At 60.9% G+C, this 17,721-nt stretch carries 15 protein-coding genes; 5 read left to right on the top strand and 10 right to left on the bottom strand.

The annotated features are described in order from the left end of the window. Positions 1-110: 110 nt before the first annotated feature. The 3 genes from C4N23_RS06020 to C4N23_RS06010 form a co-directional block, all read right to left on the bottom strand. Positions 111-638, bottom strand: coding sequence for an HD domain-containing protein (locus C4N23_RS06020; RefSeq protein ID WP_055191315.1), 528 nt, complete (start codon positions 636-638; stop codon positions 111-113). Positions 639-670: 32 nt separating this feature from the next. Next, positions 671-1,105, bottom strand: a complete 435-nt coding sequence (locus C4N23_RS06015; RefSeq protein WP_242983736.1) for a hypothetical protein — start codon at positions 1,103-1,105, stop codon at positions 671-673. 126 nt (positions 1,106-1,231) lie between these two features. Continuing rightward, complete coding sequence (locus C4N23_RS06010) at positions 1,232-2,017, bottom strand: alpha/beta hydrolase (RefSeq protein ID WP_112144765.1); 786 nt, start codon at positions 2,015-2,017, stop codon at positions 1,232-1,234. 213 nt (positions 2,018-2,230) lie between these two features. On the opposite strand from C4N23_RS06010, the gene htpG reads away from it, so the two are divergent. The 5 genes from htpG to C4N23_RS05985 all read left to right on the top strand — a co-directional run bounded on the left by htpG (position 2,231) and on the right by C4N23_RS05985 (position 9,302). Further along, entirely contained in the window at positions 2,231-4,159 is a 1,929-nt protein-coding gene (gene htpG, locus C4N23_RS06005; RefSeq protein ID WP_112144763.1) for a molecular chaperone HtpG, read from the top strand. A gap of 110 nt (positions 4,160-4,269) precedes the next feature. Then, positions 4,270-5,406 carry a 5-bromo-4-chloroindolyl phosphate hydrolysis family protein gene (locus tag C4N23_RS06000; protein ID WP_112144761.1) on the top strand — a complete coding sequence of 379 codons (1,137 nt, stop codon included), beginning with the start codon at positions 4,270-4,272 and terminating at the stop codon, positions 5,404-5,406. A gap of 129 nt (positions 5,407-5,535) precedes the next feature. Then, positions 5,536-6,822 carry a galactokinase gene (locus C4N23_RS05995; protein WP_112144759.1) on the top strand — a complete coding sequence of 429 codons (1,287 nt, stop codon included), beginning with the start codon at positions 5,536-5,538 and terminating at the stop codon, positions 6,820-6,822. Then, the gene (gene galT, locus C4N23_RS05990; protein WP_097838869.1) at positions 6,819-8,318 is read left to right on the top strand and encodes a UDP-glucose--hexose-1-phosphate uridylyltransferase; all 1,500 of its coding nucleotides are present in this window, start codon (positions 6,819-6,821) and stop codon (positions 8,316-8,318) included. The genes C4N23_RS05995 and galT overlap by 4 nt, the downstream gene beginning before the upstream one ends. Positions 8,319-8,534: 216 nt before the next feature. Further along, positions 8,535-9,302, top strand: coding sequence for a copper homeostasis protein CutC (locus tag C4N23_RS05985; RefSeq protein WP_112144757.1), 768 nt, complete (start codon positions 8,535-8,537; stop codon positions 9,300-9,302). A 39-nt stretch (positions 9,303-9,341) separates the two neighbouring features. Here the strand turns inward: C4N23_RS05985 and C4N23_RS05980 are convergent, their stop codons facing one another. The 7 genes from C4N23_RS05980 to thyX form a co-directional block, all read right to left on the bottom strand. Then, positions 9,342-11,747, bottom strand: coding sequence for a P-loop NTPase fold protein (locus C4N23_RS05980; RefSeq protein ID WP_112144755.1), 2,406 nt, complete (start codon positions 11,745-11,747; stop codon positions 9,342-9,344). 72 nt (positions 11,748-11,819) lie between these two features. Further along, positions 11,820-13,016, bottom strand: a complete 1,197-nt coding sequence (locus tag C4N23_RS05975) for a dicarboxylate/amino acid:cation symporter (RefSeq protein WP_112144753.1) — start codon at positions 13,014-13,016, stop codon at positions 11,820-11,822. Positions 13,017-13,052: 36 nt separating this feature from the next. Then, complete coding sequence (locus C4N23_RS05970) at positions 13,053-14,273, bottom strand: peptidase U32 family protein (RefSeq protein WP_055191292.1); 1,221 nt, start codon at positions 14,271-14,273, stop codon at positions 13,053-13,055. A gap of 10 nt (positions 14,274-14,283) precedes the next feature. Further along, complete coding sequence (gene mltG, locus C4N23_RS05965; RefSeq protein ID WP_112144751.1) at positions 14,284-15,423, bottom strand: endolytic transglycosylase MltG; 1,140 nt, start codon at positions 15,421-15,423, stop codon at positions 14,284-14,286. 13 nt (positions 15,424-15,436) lie between these two features. Further along, positions 15,437-16,249 carry a hypothetical protein gene (locus C4N23_RS05960; RefSeq protein WP_097838875.1) on the bottom strand — a complete coding sequence of 271 codons (813 nt, stop codon included), beginning with the start codon at positions 16,247-16,249 and terminating at the stop codon, positions 15,437-15,439. 27 nt (positions 16,250-16,276) lie between these two features. Next, a complete protein-coding gene (locus tag C4N23_RS05955) occupies positions 16,277-16,948 on the bottom strand; it encodes a dTMP kinase (protein ID WP_112144749.1) in 672 nt (223 codons plus the stop codon). Further along, entirely contained in the window at positions 16,945-17,721 is a 777-nt protein-coding gene (gene thyX, locus C4N23_RS05950) for an FAD-dependent thymidylate synthase (RefSeq protein ID WP_112144747.1), read from the bottom strand. Before thyX ends, C4N23_RS05955 begins: the two co-directional genes overlap by 4 nt.

Genomic DNA, 17,721 nt, shown 5'->3' with positions numbered 1-17,721 from the left:
GTTGTCCCTTTGGCATACAAAAACACCCCATTTCCTAAACAGTATACCATACTGTCTAACAAATAGGGTGCAGTTCACAGACCGCCAGCGGGGATTTTTCATTCTCGTGATTACCACAGGGTCTCGTCGGTTTCGTCCGCGCCGACGGTCGCAGCCGCCTTGGCGCGGCGGAACATGCTCTCGACCACCGCGCAGTACTTATCGGCCAAGCAGACGATGACCGCCTCGCGGCAGGTGGGCACATGCCGGAAGGTCAGCGGCCACATGTGGCTCTGGATGATGTTCTGCTCCTTCTTGGTGATCTGGAAGTAGCGCTTCGCGTTCACACAAGCGGAACCGGGGTGGGAAAAGCCGTGCATCTCGAACAGGCGGCGCAGCCCGTGGAAGCTGCTGGTCTTGTGCCAATCATACAGATAGAAGTCATGCAGGAAGCCGCCCACCGCCAGCGCCGTCTCATCCGCGCCCAGATGAAAGCGGCGGTTGATCCAAAAGCTGACCAGCACCACATTCTTGCAGTGCTGATAGGTGGTCACATCGCCGTGCTGGATGAACTCCCGCATTTCCTGCACCTTGGGGTGCTGGTCGTATTTTTCGAGGATGGCGTAAAGCTGCTCCCGTTCGATCTGAGAAAGCTGCATCGCTTGGGTTCCCTTTCCTTATTCCAAAAATATCAAGAACGAAGCTGCACCGGGTTTGAATTGCCGAAGTTTTCGGCCACGGTGGGGGTCGAGCGCTTCAGGCTCATATCCACGAGGTACTGCTTGCTGCCGTCGCCCATAGCATCCAGCTCTGCCAGCTTCGCGTTGGCGGATTCCACATCCGGATACCACTGGATCAGGAAGAAGTTCTCTTCTTCCACACCGTAATAGAGCCACTGACCGTCCGCGCGGAGCAGATCGTCCAGATGATCCACTTCTTCGCCGTCCGGCAAACCGAGGCCCTCTTCGGCGTAGAGGTTTTCCGGCTCCACCTGAAGCACCTCGATCACCTGAATGGCGCTCTGAAGATATTCGTCCTGCGAGATGCTCTTGTCGGAGAGCTCCCAGCCGGTCAGAAAGGCCTGCATCAGCAGGTCCTTGACCGAAATTTCCGGCCGCATTGCCATATGTATTCCCTCTTCTCTTCCGGGGGTGTGCCCCGGCGTTCGTTTTCGCTGAACCAGTATACGCTAATTTTTGTTGCAGGTCAACTATTTTTTCATGAAATTTTTGTAGACACGCACAAAACCATTTTATTCCAGATGAAAATCGAAGGTGTCGTTCAGCCACTCCACAGCCAGCTGCACCCAGTGGGCGCGGTGGACGCTGGCAGCATCGACCTCGGCGGTGGAGATGCTGGTGCCGTGGACGCCCTTTTCGAACAGATGTACTTCGCAGGGGACGCGGTTCTTCCGCAGCGCTGCGAGCAACAGCAGAGTGTTTTCCACGGGAACGGTGGCGTCCTCCATCGTGTGCCAGACAAAGACGGGCGGGGTGTCCGGCGTGATCTTATCTTCCAGCGTGAATTTCTGGTGGTCCGCCGGGTCCTCGCTGCCGGCCAGCCGGACAAAGCTGCCCCGGTGGGCGTGCTCTCCCGCCGTGACCACCGGGTAAGCCAGCAGCACCGCATTGGGCCGCTGCTGGGCCGCCGCCTCACCGCCGGGCAGGTCCAGCACAGCCCCGGACAGGGCCAGATGCCCGCCCGCCGAAAAGCCGCAGACTGCGATCTGTTCCGGCAGGACGCCCCACGCCTCCGCATGTTCCCGCAGCAGCGCAAGCGCCGCGCTGAGCTGGCGCAGCGGCTGGTAATTCCGTGCGCCCTCGCCGACGCTGTAGGTCAGCACGGCGGCGTGGTACCCCGCTGCCGCAAACTGCAAAGCCACCGGGTCCGCCTCGCGGGCGCTGACATGCTCGTACCCGCCGCCCGGCACCACCAGCACCAGCGGCCGCCGCAGCGCGTTCGGCATCGCCGGGGCCGGGGTGCGCAGATATACGTCCAGCTCTCCCCCGCCGGGGAGAGGGTAAGTCTTAAACTGCATTTGGGTCATCCTTTCCGGTTTGGTTTCCGAATCATTATAATAAGTTTGCGGGGGAATGTAAAGGAAAGCGAAACATTTCTGAACTTTTTATGAAACCCCTTGATTTTTGGTGTGAAGCGGTGTATATTAGCACTCGAAAGTTATGAGTGCTAAGCAGTCATTCCGAAACTCCGGCTCCTTGGCGCCAAATCTGAACAAAAGAGGTTTTGCATTATGGCGAAAAAAGAATTTCAGGCGGAAAGCAAAAAGCTGATGGATATGATGATCAACTCCATCTATACCAATAAGGAAATTTTCCTGCGGGAGCTGATCTCCAACGCTTCGGACGCCATCGACAAGCTGTACTATAAGAGCCTGACCGACACTTCCGTCGGCATGAACAAAGGCGATTTCCGCATCCTGCTCACCCGTGATAAGGACAACCGCACCCTGACCATCTCCGATAACGGCATCGGCATGACCAAGGAGGAGCTGGAATCCAACCTCGGCACCATCGCCCACTCCGGTTCGCTGGACTTCAAGAAGGAGAACAAGGACGAGAACATCGACATCATCGGCCAGTTCGGCGTCGGCTTCTACTCCGCTTTCATGGTGGCCGACAAGGTCACCGTCATCTCCAAAGCCTATGGCTCCGACGAGGCTTGGCAGTGGGAGTCCAGCGGTGCTGACGGCTACGAGCTGAACCCCACCGAGAAGGACACCGTGGGCACCGAGATCATCCTGCACATCAAGCCCAGCACCGACACCGACAACTACGAGAACTTCCTCGACGAGTATGGTATCGTGGCCATCGTCAAGAAGTACAGCGACTATGTGCGTTATCCCATCCAGATGGAGCGCGAAAAGAGCCGCCAGAAGCCCGAACCGGATCCCAAGCCCGACGATTACAAGCCGGAGTGGGAGACCTACACCGAGCTGGAGACCCTGAACAGCATGGTGCCCATCTGGAAGAAGCAGAAGAGCGAAGTCACCGACGAGGAGTACGCCAACTTCTATAAGGACAAGTTCAACGATTACTCCGACCCCGCCCGCGTCATCGTCAGCCGCACCGAGGGCACCGCGAACTACAACGCCCTGCTCTTCGTGCCCAGCCACCGTCCCTACGACTTCTATACCAAGGATTACGAAAAGGGTCTGGCCCTGTATGCCTCCGGCGTGCTCATCATGGAAAAGTGCGGCGACCTGCTGCCCGATTACTTCAGCTTCGTCAAGGGCGTCGTGGACAGTCAGGACCTGAGCCTGAACATCAGCCGTGAGATGCTCCAGAAGGACAACCAACTCAAGCTGATCCACAACGCACTGGAAAAGAAGATCAAGAACGAACTCCACGCCATGCTGGCCAATGACCGTGAGAAGTACGAGGCCTTCTGGAAGGAGTTCGGCCGCCAGATCAAGTTCGGCGCTTACTCCGATTACGGGATGCACGCCGAGCTGCTGCGCGACCTGCTGCTGTTCTGGTCCGCCAAGGAGCAGAAGATGGTCACCCTGCAGGAGTACGTGGACAAGATGCCCGCTGAGCAGAAGTACATCTACTTTGCCGCCGGCGACTCCACCGACCGTCTGGCAAAGCTGCCCGCCGCCGAGCTGGTCATGGACAAGGGCTACGATGTCCTGCTGCTGACCGAAGATGTGGACGAGTTCTGCCTCCAGATCATGCGCACCTATCCCCGCAAGGATGCCGAGGGCAAGGACGGCACCGTGGAGTTCAAGAACGTCAACAGCGGCGACCTTGGCCTTGAGACCGAGGACGAGAAGAAGGCCGCCGAGGATGCCACCGCCGAGAACAAACCCCTGTTCGACGCTATGAAGGACGCACTGGACGGCAAGGTCAAGGAGGTCAAGGTCTCCACCCGCCTGAAGGAGCACCCGGTCTGCCTGTCTTCCGACGGCCCCCTCTCCATCGAGATGGAGAAGGTCCTCTCCAAGCAGCCCGGCAGCGAGGGCGTCAAGAGCGACAAGGTGCTGGAGCTGAACATCAACCACCCCGTCTTCGCGGTGCTGAAAGCCGCGCAGGAAGCGGGCGACACCGACAAGGTGAAAAAGTACAGTGCCCTGCTCTACGCACAGGCTCAGCTCATTGAGGGGCTGCCCGTGGACGATCCCGCCGCCTATGCTGAAGCTGTTTGCAGCCTGATGAAATAAGGCTTTTACTCCCCTATTTACTCCCAAAGAAAATATCTCTTAACAAAAGAGCCGTGTTCCGCTATAATAAAGTGGAACGCGGTTCTTTTTATTTAGGAGGATTTTGCCCCATGGAGCCAAGACGCAGCAAACATTATCTCGCCCGCATCCCCACCATCGCCCTTCTGGTGCTTTTCGCCCTGTCGCCGGAACTGAGCATCCTGTTCTTCATCCTGCGGGCCATCGATCGGGACGCGCTGAAAAAAGAGCAGGAAAACGCCGACTACGCCAGCGATTTCCGGGCCGAGGACACCCGCGCGGACCAGAGCGCCCGCCCCGTCGGCTGCGACGACGAGAGCGTTTACGGCCACGACATCCCCACCGCCGAGCAAAAGAACGCGAAAAAGTGGCACAAGAACCTGACCACCCTCTGCACGGTGTTCGGTGCCATCTTCCTTGTGGCAGGCCTTGCCGGGCTGGGGGACATCATCGACTTGTGGGGCTACTGGTTCGACTGGGGCGAGTTCATCACAGCGCTGACCCAGATCCTCGGCGGCGGCGCGGCGCTGGGCATGGGGCTGCGGATGCGCAAAGCCAGCAAGCTGGAATGCAAACTGGATAAGATCGTCGGTGACCGGAGCAGTATCCCGCTGGACGAGCTCTTTGCCGCAGCGGGCATCGACTCCGCCAAGGGCATCTCGGTGGTGGAGCGGGCCATCGACCACGGCTATTTCGGAGCCGATGCCTACATCGACCACCGCACCGGCACCCTCATCGTGCGAGGCGCAGCACCCCAGCCGCCCCAGACAGAGGAAGAACCCAAGGCGGAGCCCGCCCCGGAGGACCTCTATGCTTCCCTGCAAGCCCAGCTCCGGAAGGCCAACGAGGCCATCCCCGATCCGGTGATGACGGCTAAGATCTCCCGCTTGGAGGAGGTCAGCGCCCGCATCTTTGCGCTGGCGAAGAAGGACCCCGGCAAAAAGGCCCAGCTGCAAAAGTTCATGGACTACTATCTGCCCACGGCCCTCAAGCTGCTGAACACCTACGCCCAGCTCTCGGCGCAGGATGTGCAGGGCGAGAACATCTCCGAGGCCAAGCAGAGCATCGAGCGCTCCATGGACCTGCTGATCACGGCTTTCGAAAACCAGTTGGACAAGCTGTTCCAGTCCGACGCGCTGGACGTCTCCGCCGATGTGGCCGCGCTGGAGGGAATGCTCAACCTCGACGGGCTGGCCGCCAGCGATTTCAAGCCCGGAAACGCAAGTTAAGGCTTCATCGAGAGGCAACAATAATACATGGTCTTTTCCGCAGAGATTCTTTATTATTAGGGTAAGAGAAACCGGAGCAGCACTTGCCCCGGTTTGGGAATATTGATCGCTCAGAGGAGGAACTTCACCATGATGAGATCCGTTTCTGTCTGGAAGCAGGAACTGGCCGACGGCACCCACACCAGCCGTCTGGCTGCGCTGTACTGCTGCGCCCCCGAACAAACGCCCACACAGGCTGCCCGCTATGCCGCCGTGCTGGACGGGCTGGAAACCACCTTTGGCTCCCACACCGAGGCCGGGCTGTACAGTGCCCCCGGCCGCACCGAGATCGGCGGCAACCACACCGACCACCAGCACGGCCGGGTGCTGGCGGGCAGCGTCAACATTGATATGATCGCTGCTGCCGCCCCCAACAGCCTGAACCAGCTCCGCGTCCAGAGCGAGGGGTACGACCTGTGCGTCATCGATCTTTCGAACCTTGTCGCCCGCAAGGAGGAAGAGAACACCACCATGGCCCTGCTGCGCGGCGAGTGCGAAGCGTTCCGCCAGCGGGGAGCCAAGCTCTCCGGCCTTGACGTGTACATCTCCTCCAACGTGCCCAAGGGCAGCGGCGTCTCGTCCTCGGCGGCGTTCGAGGTGCTGATCGGCGTCATCCTCAACGACTGCTTCATGGCCGAAAAGGTCTCCCCCATCGCCATCGCGCAGATCGGCCAGTGGGCAGAGAATGTTTACTTCGGCAAACCCTGCGGCCTAATGGACCAGATGGCCTCCAGCGTCGGCAACATTATCACCATTGACTTTGCGGACCCTGCCCACCCCGCCGTCGAGCCGGTGCAGGTCGATTTCTCCAAGGCGGGCCTTGCGCTCTGCATTCTGGATTCCGGTGCCGACCACGCCGACCTGACCGACGAGTATGCCGCCATCCCCAGCGAGTGCCGCGCCGTGGCCGCTGTCTGCGGCGGCGAGGTGCTGCGGGATGTTCCCTTTGAGACCTTCCTCGCAAAGCTCCCGGAGTGCCGCAAGCAGTGCGGCGACCGCGCCGTGCTCCGCGCCTTCCACATCTACGCCGACAACGAGCGGGTGGCAAAACAGGTGGCCGCCCTCCGCGCGGACGATTTCGACACCTTCCTGCAGCTGGTCACCGAGTCCGGCCTGAGCAGCTGGGAGTACCTGCAGAACGTCATCCCCGCCGGGTACAAGGAGCATCAGGAGGTGGCCGTGACCATCGCCGCCGCCAAGCACTTCCTGCGCGGTAAGGGTGCCGTCCGCGTCCACGGCGGCGGTTTTGCGGGCACCGTACAGGCCTTTGTGCCAGTGGAAGAGCTGGCCCAGTTCAAGGAGCAGATGGAAGCCATCCTCGGCGCGGGCCGCTGCCATGTTCTCTCCATCCGCCCGGAAGGAGGCGCTGTCCTGTGATCTCCACTGCCATCCAACAGCTCGTCAATTACGGTCTGGACACCGGCCTCATCCTGCCGGACGATGAGATCTACATCCGCAACCAGCTGCTCATGACCATGCAGCTGGACAGCTTCACCGAACCGGAGGGCGAGGTCTGCTACACCGACCTCGAAGCCATCCTGAAAACGCTGGTGGACGATGCGGTGGCCCGCGGCGTGTGCGAGGACAACTCCACCGCCCGCGACCTCTTCGACACCAAGCTCATGGGTGTGCTGACCCCGCGCCCCTCCATCGTCCGCGCCAACTTTGAGGAGCGGTACGAGACCGAAGGTCCCGAAGCGGCGACCAACTGGTTCTACAAGTTCAGTCAGGACACCGATTACATCCGCCGCTACCGCATCAAGCGGGATCTGAAGTGGGTCACCAAGACCCCCTACGGCGATCTGGATATCACCATCAACCTTTCCAAGCCGGAAAAAGACCCCAAGGCCATTGCCGCCGCTAAGCTGGCCCCCCAGAGCGCCTACCCCAAGTGCCAGCTCTGCGTGGAGAACGAGGGCTATGCGGGCCGGATGAACCACCCCGCCCGTGAGAACCACCGCATCATCCCGCTGACCATCAACGACAGCGCGTGGAATCTGCAGTACAGCCCCTATGTCTACTACAACGAGCACTGCATCGTCTTCAACAACCAGCACACCCCCATGAAGATCGAGCGGGCCACTTTCCGCAAGCTGCTGGACTTCGTGGCCCTCTTCCCCCACTATTTCGTGGGCAGCAACGCGGACCTGCCCATCGTGGGCGGCTCCATCCTGAGCCACGACCACTTCCAAGGCGGCCACTACGAGTTCGCCATGGCGAAGGCCCCCATCGAAAAGGCATGGGTTTTCCCCGGCTATGAGGATGTGGAAGCAGGCATCGTCCACTGGCCCATGAGCTGCATCCGCCTGACCTGTGCGGACGACAAGCGCCTTGTGGACTTGGCGGACAAGATCCTGACCGCATGGCGCGGCTACACCGACGAGAGCTGCTTCCTCTTCGCCGAGACCGACGGTGAGCCTCACAACACCATCACCCCCATCGCCCGGATGCGGGACGGCAGGTTCCAGCTCGACCTCGTGCTCCGCAACAACATCACCACCCCGGAGCACCCGCTGGGCGTCTACCACCCCCACGCCAAGCTCCACCACATCAAGAAAGAGAACATCGGCCTCATCGAGGTCATGGGTCTGGCCGTTCTGCCCAGCCGCCTGAAGCAGGAGCTGTTTGATCTGGCCGACGCGCTGGTGGCCCGCGTACCCACCGCCGAGTATCCCGAAGCGTTGCAGAAGCACGCCGCATGGGCCGAGGAGATCCTTGCCAAGCACCCCGACCTGAACGGTGATAACGTCCACCTCATCCTGCAGGACGAGGTCGGCCATGTCTTCGCCGAGGTTCTGGCAGATGCCGGTGTCTATAAACTGGACGAAGCCGGACGCGCTGGCTTTGTGCGGTTCCTTGCTTCCGTAAACTAAGCTTTTTTGCGATGCAAAACCCGTCAGCAGTTCCTGTTGGCGGGTTTTGTTAAATCAATCGCAGGGCAGTGGGTATTCTCCCCCGCAAGTGAGACGGGGATTCCATACCCCGCCCTATTGCCTACGGCAACAGGGTCCCACCCGTCGGACACTTGCTTGGGAAAACACCCACCGTCCTGCTGACGAACGTGCATCTTGAAACGATTGGAGAACGCTATGTCGTATACCCTCGAAGTTTGTGTTGACAGCACCGCCAGCGCCCTTGCGGCGAAGGAGGGCGGGGCCGACCGGCTGGAACTCTGCGCCGACCTCATCGTAGGCGGCACCACCCCCAGCCTTGCGCTGGTGCGGCAGGTGAAGGGGACCACCGGCCTCCCGGTCCGCGCCCTGCTCCGCCCCCGCTTCGGCGATTTCTGCTACGATCGCTGGGAGCTGGCGCAGATGGCTGCTTCCGCCGCGGAGCTGGTGGCTGCCGGGGCCGACGGCATCGTGACCGGCGTGCTGACCCCGGACGGCGCACTGGATGTGGAAGCTCTGCGCCCCATCTACGACGCCGCCCGCGAAGCCGCAGCCAAGGCGAACCGCCCCGTCGCCCTCACCCTCCACCGCGCCTTCGATGTCTGCCGTGACCCCTTCGCCGCGCTGGAAGCGGCCTGTGGGCTGGGCCTTTCCACCATCCTCACCAGCGGCCAAGCCGCCAGTGCCCCGCAGGGCGCTCCCCTGCTCCGGCAGCTCGTGGAGCGGGCGGCGGGCCGCATCGAGATTCTGGTGGGTGCGGGGGTCTCCCCGGCCAACCTCCCTGCCCTCACAAGGGAGACGGGCGCTTCCGCCTTCCACCTCTCCGGCAAGCAGGTGCTGGACAGCCGGATGACCTTCCGCCGGGAGGGCGTCCCCATGGGGCTGCCCGGTTTCTCGGAGTTCGAGCTCTGGCAGACCAGCAAGGACACCATCCGAAACGCCCGCACCGTTCTGGATACGCTGTAACAAACGATCCCGCCACATTCCATGGCGGGATCGTTTCGTTTATTCGTCCTGTCTCAGCACTTCCCTGACCTCACCGTAGTACAGCCCTGCACGGCTCTTTTGCAGTTCCTGCTCAAAGTCCGCTTGGGTGTGGGTCTTCCGGTATTCTTTCAGCCGGTCGATCTCCGCCTGATGGGCATATATGCCTCGCCACTCGTCAAATTTGACGCCCGGCTCCCGCTGAGGCATCAGAGTCGGGCTGGAAAGAAGTTCCCGGTTCTTTTCCACGAACCGGATCAGAGTGTCGAGTTCTTCCTGCAAAAAAGGAACGGTCTGCTTTTCCCGCTCTTCTTCCAGCTCCTGCTTCAGATATCCAAGCTGCTCTATCTCATGCTCGGCATAGCCATCTTTATACGACCACTCGAACATAAAGCCTCCCATTTGTTCGCAATAGCGGTTCTGCATGATTGCTTCCATGGCATTTTGAAAGAACATCCGGTAAGATGGGAGATGTTCCGGGTTTTTCCCGCCGTTCAGGGTGGCGAAGAAGTCCGCCATCAAGATCAGGTCCTGCCCGTTCAACCAATCGCAGTAGGAAAGGCATTCCAGCAGCACATCCGACACCGCCGGATTCTCTTTTGCCCGTTCCAGCTCGATCAGCAGTTCCAGCAGCTTCGTCTGCACCTTGGCGTATTTTCCCGCACGGGCCATGGCGCGGAAGGAGCACGCCAGCGCATTGTCTCCCCACTTCATCACGGTCGTGTTGTCCTTTGGGAAACGGCCATCGATGCGGTCCAGTTGATACGCTTCCCAGCGGGCGGGCCACTCCTCTTTTTTCGCGTCATAGAAGACCTTGTGCAGCAGCTCCTCCACCTCGTTTTCCTCGTCGGTCAGCTCCGAAACGCCGTTGGCCATCACGTTCCAGACCAGATGGTCGATCTTTGCGTTGTGCATCTCGGTCTGCACTTTCTGCTTCCGGTTTCGCTCTTCATCCCCTCCCTGAAAGGGGATCCGATATCCCAGAAGCATCAGCAGCCAAAGGTGCTCGGAGTTTTCGCCCCGCTGCAGCACTTCTTCCAGCGCCGCGCAGCGCTGTTCCCGCGCTTCCGGCTCCTCCCGCTGCGGTTTGCGGTATCGGTCGGCCAGTTCCAGAAGGGTGAGCGGCCCCTCCTCGGTCTTAAACAGAAATATTTTCAGCGGACTGGTCTTGGTTTGCAGGGCCGCGTACTCCTTCCGGAAAAAGTGCTTGACCAGCAGCACCATCGCCACGGTCTCCGCATTTGTCTGCCGGGCGAACTCTTCGTTGGAGGTCAGCAGGACCTTGACCTCTTCCAGATAGAACTGCACCTTCCGGATCGAGACCAAGGACGTAAGGTCAAAGGATGCCTCCGCATCCAGCCCCACCGCAGAGTTCAGCGTTTCGCAAGACGGGCGGGTCACGCCGATGAGGCTCAGCGCGTCTTTTTTCAGCGGCAGGTCATCCATCTCGAACCGATCCCAGAAATACTCCACCAGTGAGGCAAAGGAGATCGGCGTCAGGCCCACATTGAAGGGCACATACTTTTCCAGATAATCCTTCTTCCGCAAGCGGCCCGGCAGGGCCTCCTTGTTGTACTGGAAGACCACATGCACCCGGTCCGAGGCCAGCTTCTCCGAGATGGCAAAGATCTTCTGGATGACTTCCTCGCTGCGGATGCGGTCGATGTCCTCAAAGTTCAGCAAAACCTTCTTGGGCAGCCGTTCCAGCTCCTGCTGCAGCGAGTCGAAGGTATCCGAAAAGCCGCTTTCCCCCGCGATGCCCCCCAGCTTTTCCAGCGCGCTGTTCTTGCCCAGCTGTGCCTTGAGGTAGTGGGCGTTTTCCGGGTAGATCTGGCCGCGCTCCAACACCTTTTCCAGCTCCCGGATGAGGAAGGCTTCGATCTGGTCCAGATCACAGGCCAGCAGGTCGATCTGAACGATCTCGAACTGCGCCTGAAGGTCGGACCGGAGATTTTCCCACAGAAAGCTTTTTCCGTTGCCCCATTTTGCGTGGATGCCTACAATCGGCAGATCCCGTATGTATTGGATGAGCCGCGCTTTATCCGGCACTTGTTCCTTGAACAGCGGCGGCTTCTCCCGTTTCGGGGCTGCATCCGCCCGGCAGCTCCACAGCAGCAGGCCCGCCCAGAGCAAAAAGTCCAGAAAGAGCAGGGCGTATTCCGACGCGGAGACCATCCGCAGCGGCCGATCTTGCAGCATAGTCCGCGCCAGCACAAAGCCGCCAAGGCAGCCGATGCCGCCCGCCATCACCCGGCCAAAGAACCGGGACGAAGCGTTCCGGTACAGCAGCCCCAGCGCACAGAGCCCTGCCGCCAGCAGCCCCAGCAGGTGCACCAGCCGGAGGCCGGGCACCGCCGCGAAAACGACCAGAAAGGCCAGCACCGCCAGCACAAGCCGTTTTCCCTCCGCCAAAAGATAGCCTTTCATCCTGCATTCCTCCCACTGAGATGAGAAATGTCCCGCCGTTTGGGCGGGACAGGTCGTGTAGAGATCGCCGATTTAGAGGATCGGGCTTTCCAGATTGCCGTTCTCCTGAATGTGGTGCTTTTCCACATAGCCGGTCAGCATCAAGGTCAGCGCGCCGTCGCCGGTGATGTTGCAGGCGGTGCCGAAGCTGTCCTGCAATGCAAAGATCGCCAGCATCAGAGCCGTGCCCGCATCGTCGAACATCAGCACGCCGGTGATCAGGCCCAGCGACGCCATGACCGTGCCGCCGGGGACGCCGGGGGCACCGATGGCGAAGATGCCCAGCAGCACGCAGAACAGGATCATCGTGCCGACACCGGGCAGCTCACCGTAGAGAATCTTCGAGATGGTCATGCAGAAGAACACCTCGGTCAGCACCGAGCCGCAGAGGTGGATGTTTGCGAACAGCGGGATGCCGAAGCTGACCATATCCTTGCGCAGCACCTTGCTCTTGCGGGCGCAGTCCAGCGCAACGGCCAGCGTCGCGGCGCTGGACATGGTGCCGACGGCGGTGAGGTAGGCCGGGCCGTAATGGCGGAGGACCTCCCACGGGTTCTTGCCGGAGTAGGCCCCGGCCAGCAGGTAGAGCACCGCCAGCCAGATATAGTGGCCCGCCATGACGATGAGGATGATCTGAATAAAGGCGGGGAGCTGGTGGGTGATCATCCCCTCATAGCTCAGGTTGCAGAAGGTGGCCGCAATGTAGAACGGCAGGATGGGGATGATGATCTTGCTGACGACGGACAGAACGATGTTCTGGAACTCGCCGAGGAGATCACAGGTCAGCTTGCTGTTGGTCCACGTTGCTGCCAGACCCACGAGGACGCTGAGCACCAGTGCGCTCATAACGCTCATGATCTGGGGGATGTTCAGCTCAAACACCACCTCCGGCAGCTCACGCAGACCGGCCACCTCGGTATCGATGGACAGATGCGGGATGAGCGCATAGCCCGCGCCGGTGCTCATGAAGGCCGCGCAGACCGAGGAGGTGTAGGCGATGACGATGGCAACGCCCAGCAGCCGGGAGGCATTTTTGCCCAGCCGGGTGATGGACGGCGCGATGAAGCCGATGACGATCAGCGGCACACAGAACGTGATCAGCTGGCCCATGATGTATTGCAGCGTTACCACAACCTTCATGGCTCCCAGCGGGAAGATCTGCCCCAGCAGCACGCCGACAACGATGCCCAGCAACAGCCGGAACGGAAGACTGTTCAGTAGCTTTTTCATCTGGTTCCTCTCCTTATCCTATCCTGAAAACCCTGCTCAGACCTTGCGCCGCAGCAAGCTCATGGGGGGCAGCTCCGGGGTGGGGATGGTGTATTTTTCCATGGCGTGCGGGGTGGAGTCCACGCTCTCCCCTGCCTCGTTCTTGATCCACTCCGGGTGCAGCGGGATGCTGCGGCCGTCCGGGCAGAGAGCCTCCAAGGTATCGCCAAGGGTCCACTTGCCCCGCTGCTGGCAGCTGGCAATGCCATTTTCCCAGCCGTCCACGGTGCCCACGAACTCCCACTGGCGGATGTAGGTGGCGCTGTCGGTGGCCTGTCTGGCCTGTTCGCGGCCGAAGTAGAAGCCCGGCGAATAGTGGCGGTGGCTGGTGCGGGTCAGCTCGGCCAGCACCTCGTCCGGCAGCTCGAAGTTGTCGTTGAGGGGGTCGGCAAGGTACTGATCCAGCGCCTTGCGGTAGGCCGCCGTGACGCTGGCCACATAGTAGAAGGTCTTGGCGCGGCCCTCGATCTTCAGGCTGTCCACGCCCGCCTTGCAGATGAGGTCGAGGAAGGGAGCGGTGCACAGATCGTTTGCGTTGAGGATGTAGCTGCCGTTCTCGTTCTCGCCGATCTCATAGAGCTGGCCGGGGCGGGTCTCCTCGCTCAGGTAATATTTCCAGCGGCAGGGCTGAGCGCACTGGCCCCGGTTGGAGTCGCGGCCCGTCATGTAATTGGAGAGCAGACACCGGCCCGACACGCTCATGCACATGGCACCGTGGACAAAGGCTTCGATCTCCAGTTCCGGCGGGGTCTTGTCGCGGATGGTGGCGATGTCCTGCAGCGTCAGCTCACGGGCCAGCACCACACGCTTGGCGCCCATGTTGTAGGCAGCGCGGGCTGCGGCCCAGTTGGTGATGCCGGTCTGGGTGGACATGTGGATCTCGATGTCCGGGGCGAACTGCTTGCACGCTTCCATCACGCCGAGGTCCGCCACGATGAAGGCATCCACGCCCGCAGCGGCGGCATTTTTGATGGCCTCCGGCAAACGGTCTGCCTCCTCGTTGGTGGGCAGGGTGTTCATGGTCAGGTAGACCTTGCGGCCGCGGGCATGGGCATAGATGACGCCCTCAGTGAGCTGCTCCGGCGTGAAGTTGGCCGGGGCAGAGCGCATCCCGAATTCGGGCAAGCTGCAATACACGGCATCCGCGCCGTAGTTGATGGCGTAGCGAAGGCGTTCCAGATCGCCCGCCGGGGAAAGAAGTTCCGGGATTTGTAGCATAATGATCCTCTTACTTATAATTTTTATTCACCTGCGCTGCTTTTTCGCAGTTGGCTTGGTGCTCCGCATAGGTGCGGGCGTAGTAGTAATGGCCGGAAAGGTCGGTCACGAAGAAATAGCAGCCCTTGACGTCCTCGTCGGGCTGGGGGGCCAGCGCGGCTTGGATGGCCGCCAGACCGGGGTTCGAGATAGGCCCGGCGGGCAGCCCGGTGCAGCTGTAGGTGTCGTAGGCGTTCAAGATATTTTCCGGGATCTTGTCCCAGCCGCCGTACCACGGGGCCACCCAGTTCCACAGGTAGTTGTTGTCCTCATCGCTCTGGACATAGCTCGAAGTGTTGCTCTGGAGCTTGGGGTAGGGCGAACCCTCCGCCAGCCGGTTGCGGAACACCTGCGCCACATTGGAGTCCTGCTCGTTGCCGGCCTCCTCCTGCACGAAGGACGCCAGCGTGATGACCTCCGAAAGGCTCAGATCCTGCTTGTCCAGTTCTTTGTACATTTCGTCGGTGAACTGCCGATCGAAATGAGAATAGAACGTTGCCACATAGTTGTGTACGGTATCTTCCGTCAAGAATTCGTAGGTGTCCGGGAAGAGATAGCCCTCGCACTTCATAAAACGGCCGGGGGCTTCCTTGTTGTCCGGGACATACTGCCAGAATTTGTACGCGCTGAAATCACCGGTATTGGCTTCTTCCAGAAACTCCTCGGCAGTACACAGACCGGCTTCCTCCATTTTCCGGGCAATGGCAATGGCAGTGGTTCCCTCCGGGAAGGTCAGACGCACCGAATCCGCCTTGGCATACGCGGACAACTCTGTGATCAGGCCATCGTAGGAATATCCGCCGGTTTGCAGCGTAAAATCACCGTACTGCAGTTTTCCGGCGGCACCCTTGTGCCCCACATACCAGCGGAACAGATAGGCCGAACGGATAACTCCAGCCTCCTTCAGCTCCTTTGCGATGGCAGCAACGCCACTGCCCTGAGGGATGCTGACGGTCACCTCTGCACCCGGCTTTCCTCCATTGCCGTTGATCTCGTTATACGCAAACACGCCTGCCGCACCGGCTGTCAGCACCAGCAGCACCAGAATGACCAGCAGGATCTTCAGCGCACCGCCCTTTTTGCGGGGCTTCGTATGATTGCTTTTCGCCATCCGTCCATTCCTTTCAGTCCAGCATCAGCCGCATGTAGCTCTCGCTCACGTCAAAGGGCTCGCCCTCAAAGCGGATCATACCGTAATCCTGCCGGGTGCCCTCGCCGAGGAAGAGGTTCTGCGCGGCCCCCACGGTGATGACAGCCTTTTCCACGATGACTTCCTTCTCGCGGGCCGCTTCCATCAAAATTTCGGCAGCGCGGTCGTTTTCGGCCATCAGCTCCACAAAATAAAGGGTATCCTCTTTCCGGAAATAGATGCCGTAGCCGTCGTTGTTGGAAACGATGGTGGCCCCGCGGGAGTACAGATCCCCCAGCACCACAGTCATCTGCTCCGGCGGGAGCTGGACGGTATCGGGCCAGAACCTTGCCCGCAGCTCGACCAGCTTCCGGGCCGTCACGGAGTCGAACTCCGCTTGGCTCCACAGGTTCCGCTCCACTTCCCGCGGGAGGCACCGCAGCGGGAACGCCCACTGGAAGCCCTTGTCCTGCAAAAGAGCGGCCTGTTCGGCCCCGGCGGGCACCACGACCACGAAGCCGGCGCCCCGCAGCTTCTGCTGCGCGCACAGGTGATCCACAAGGCCCGCCAAGATCAGGCTTCCCTGCCCGGTCAGCCCGTACAGGCAGCAGCCGGGCCGCCCCTGCAGCGTGACCGGCACAGCCATCGCCACAGCTTCGATGTGGTCATTTTCCTCGGCCACGTAGACATTTTCCACTCCGGCAAAGCGCTCGATGGCGTTGGTGACGAAGGTTTCCCCGTCGCCCCGCTCGCGCTGCCACAGCGCCAGAATTTCCGCCCGGTCGGACGGCTGCATCAAACGGTACATGAAATAGGATTCCTCCTTACGCATTCGTTATTCAAGGGCAGAAAGGGCAACCTGCCGAACTTCCTCCCCAATTTCCTCGATGCTGCGCATCTGCCCGCCCACATCGCAGCGGACGGAGCACCAGCCGAGATGGGCGGCGCAGAACTCCGCAGCTTTGCGGCTGCGGTTCAGGTACTCGACGTCCTTTTCGTGGACGTCCTTCTTGGTCTCATCGCCGTGGTAGCGCTGGGTCATCAGCTTCTGGCTCACGGCGGGGTCCACTTGGAGGTAGATCACCCGGTCCGGCGCGGGCAGACCCAGCAGCCGGAACTCGTAATCAAAGAGCCAGTGGAGGAACTCCTCCCACTGCTCCGGCGGCAGCTTGGAGCACTGGTGCACCGCGTTGGAGGTGGTGTACCGGTCTGCAATGAGGATGCCGCCCTCTTCGTAGAATTTCCCCCAGTCGGCCTTGTAGCCCGCATAGCGGTCCACCGCATAAAAGCTGGACGCCGCATAGGCGTTCACATCGTCGGGTTTTTCGCCGAACTGCCCGGCCAGATACATCCGGACCAGCGCGCTGGAGTCGCTCTCGTAGTTTGGGAAGGTGATCTCCCGCACCGGGCGGCCTTCGGCAGCCAGAGCCGCCGCCAACCGCTTGGCTTGGGTCGCCTTGCCGCTGCCGTCCAGCCCTTCCAACACGATCAGCTTTCCCCGGCTCATACGGCTTCCCCCTTCAGCGCGGCGTATTGATCTCGCACCTCGGCGGTCTTGCCGCAGCACATCTTGCCCTCCGGGCAGGGGCCGGACACGCAGGCGGGCCCCGCCGTGCGGAACAGATGGGGTGCTACCGGATAGACCAGCCGCAGCATTTCCTCGGCCAACGCCCGGATCTCCCACTGGGCGCGGTTACAGCAGCGCAGGTGGAAGAAGTTCTGCAGGCTGCGGGCGTTCATGGTCACGACCAGCTTGGTCTCACAGGCGTTGGGCAGCACGAAGCGGGCGTCCTCGTTGGCCTGTTTGGAAGCCTTGGCGCGGGCCTGTTTTTCGGGCATTCCCTCGGCCATCAGGCGGGCTGTGTGGCCGTCCTCCAGCTTCTGCACAAGGTCAAGGTAGCGCTTAGCATCCTCGTTCATGCTGGCAATGAAGGCCTCCTTCGCTTCGGGGATGGCCTCGATCTCCGGCGGGATGACGTAGCTGAAATCGTCCAAGCGGACATAGCGCTGGCTCTGAACGCTGAAGGACGCGATGCGGTGGCGGGTGATCTGAGCCAGCAGGGTGCGGCTGACGCCCTCGATGCCAAAGGTGAAGCTGGCGTGCTCGATGGGGCTGGCGTGGCCAAGGTCGCTGAGCATGGTCAGGAACTTGGCAGTCTTCTCCTCGGTCAGGCCGTCCAGCAGGTCGGTGATGTGGGCATCGGAATAGCAGAGCTTGGCCGCCGCCGCCACCACCTTTTCGGGTTCCGGGGTATGTGCGATCAATCGTACCGTCATCAT

Source organism: Faecalibacterium hattorii (assembly GCF_003287455.1).
In the GTDB taxonomy this organism is placed as follows: Bacteria; Bacillota; Clostridia; order Oscillospirales; family Ruminococcaceae; genus Faecalibacterium; species Faecalibacterium hattorii.
Note: the sequence above shows the minus strand (reverse complement) of the source record. Positions and strands in the feature narration are given on the sequence as shown.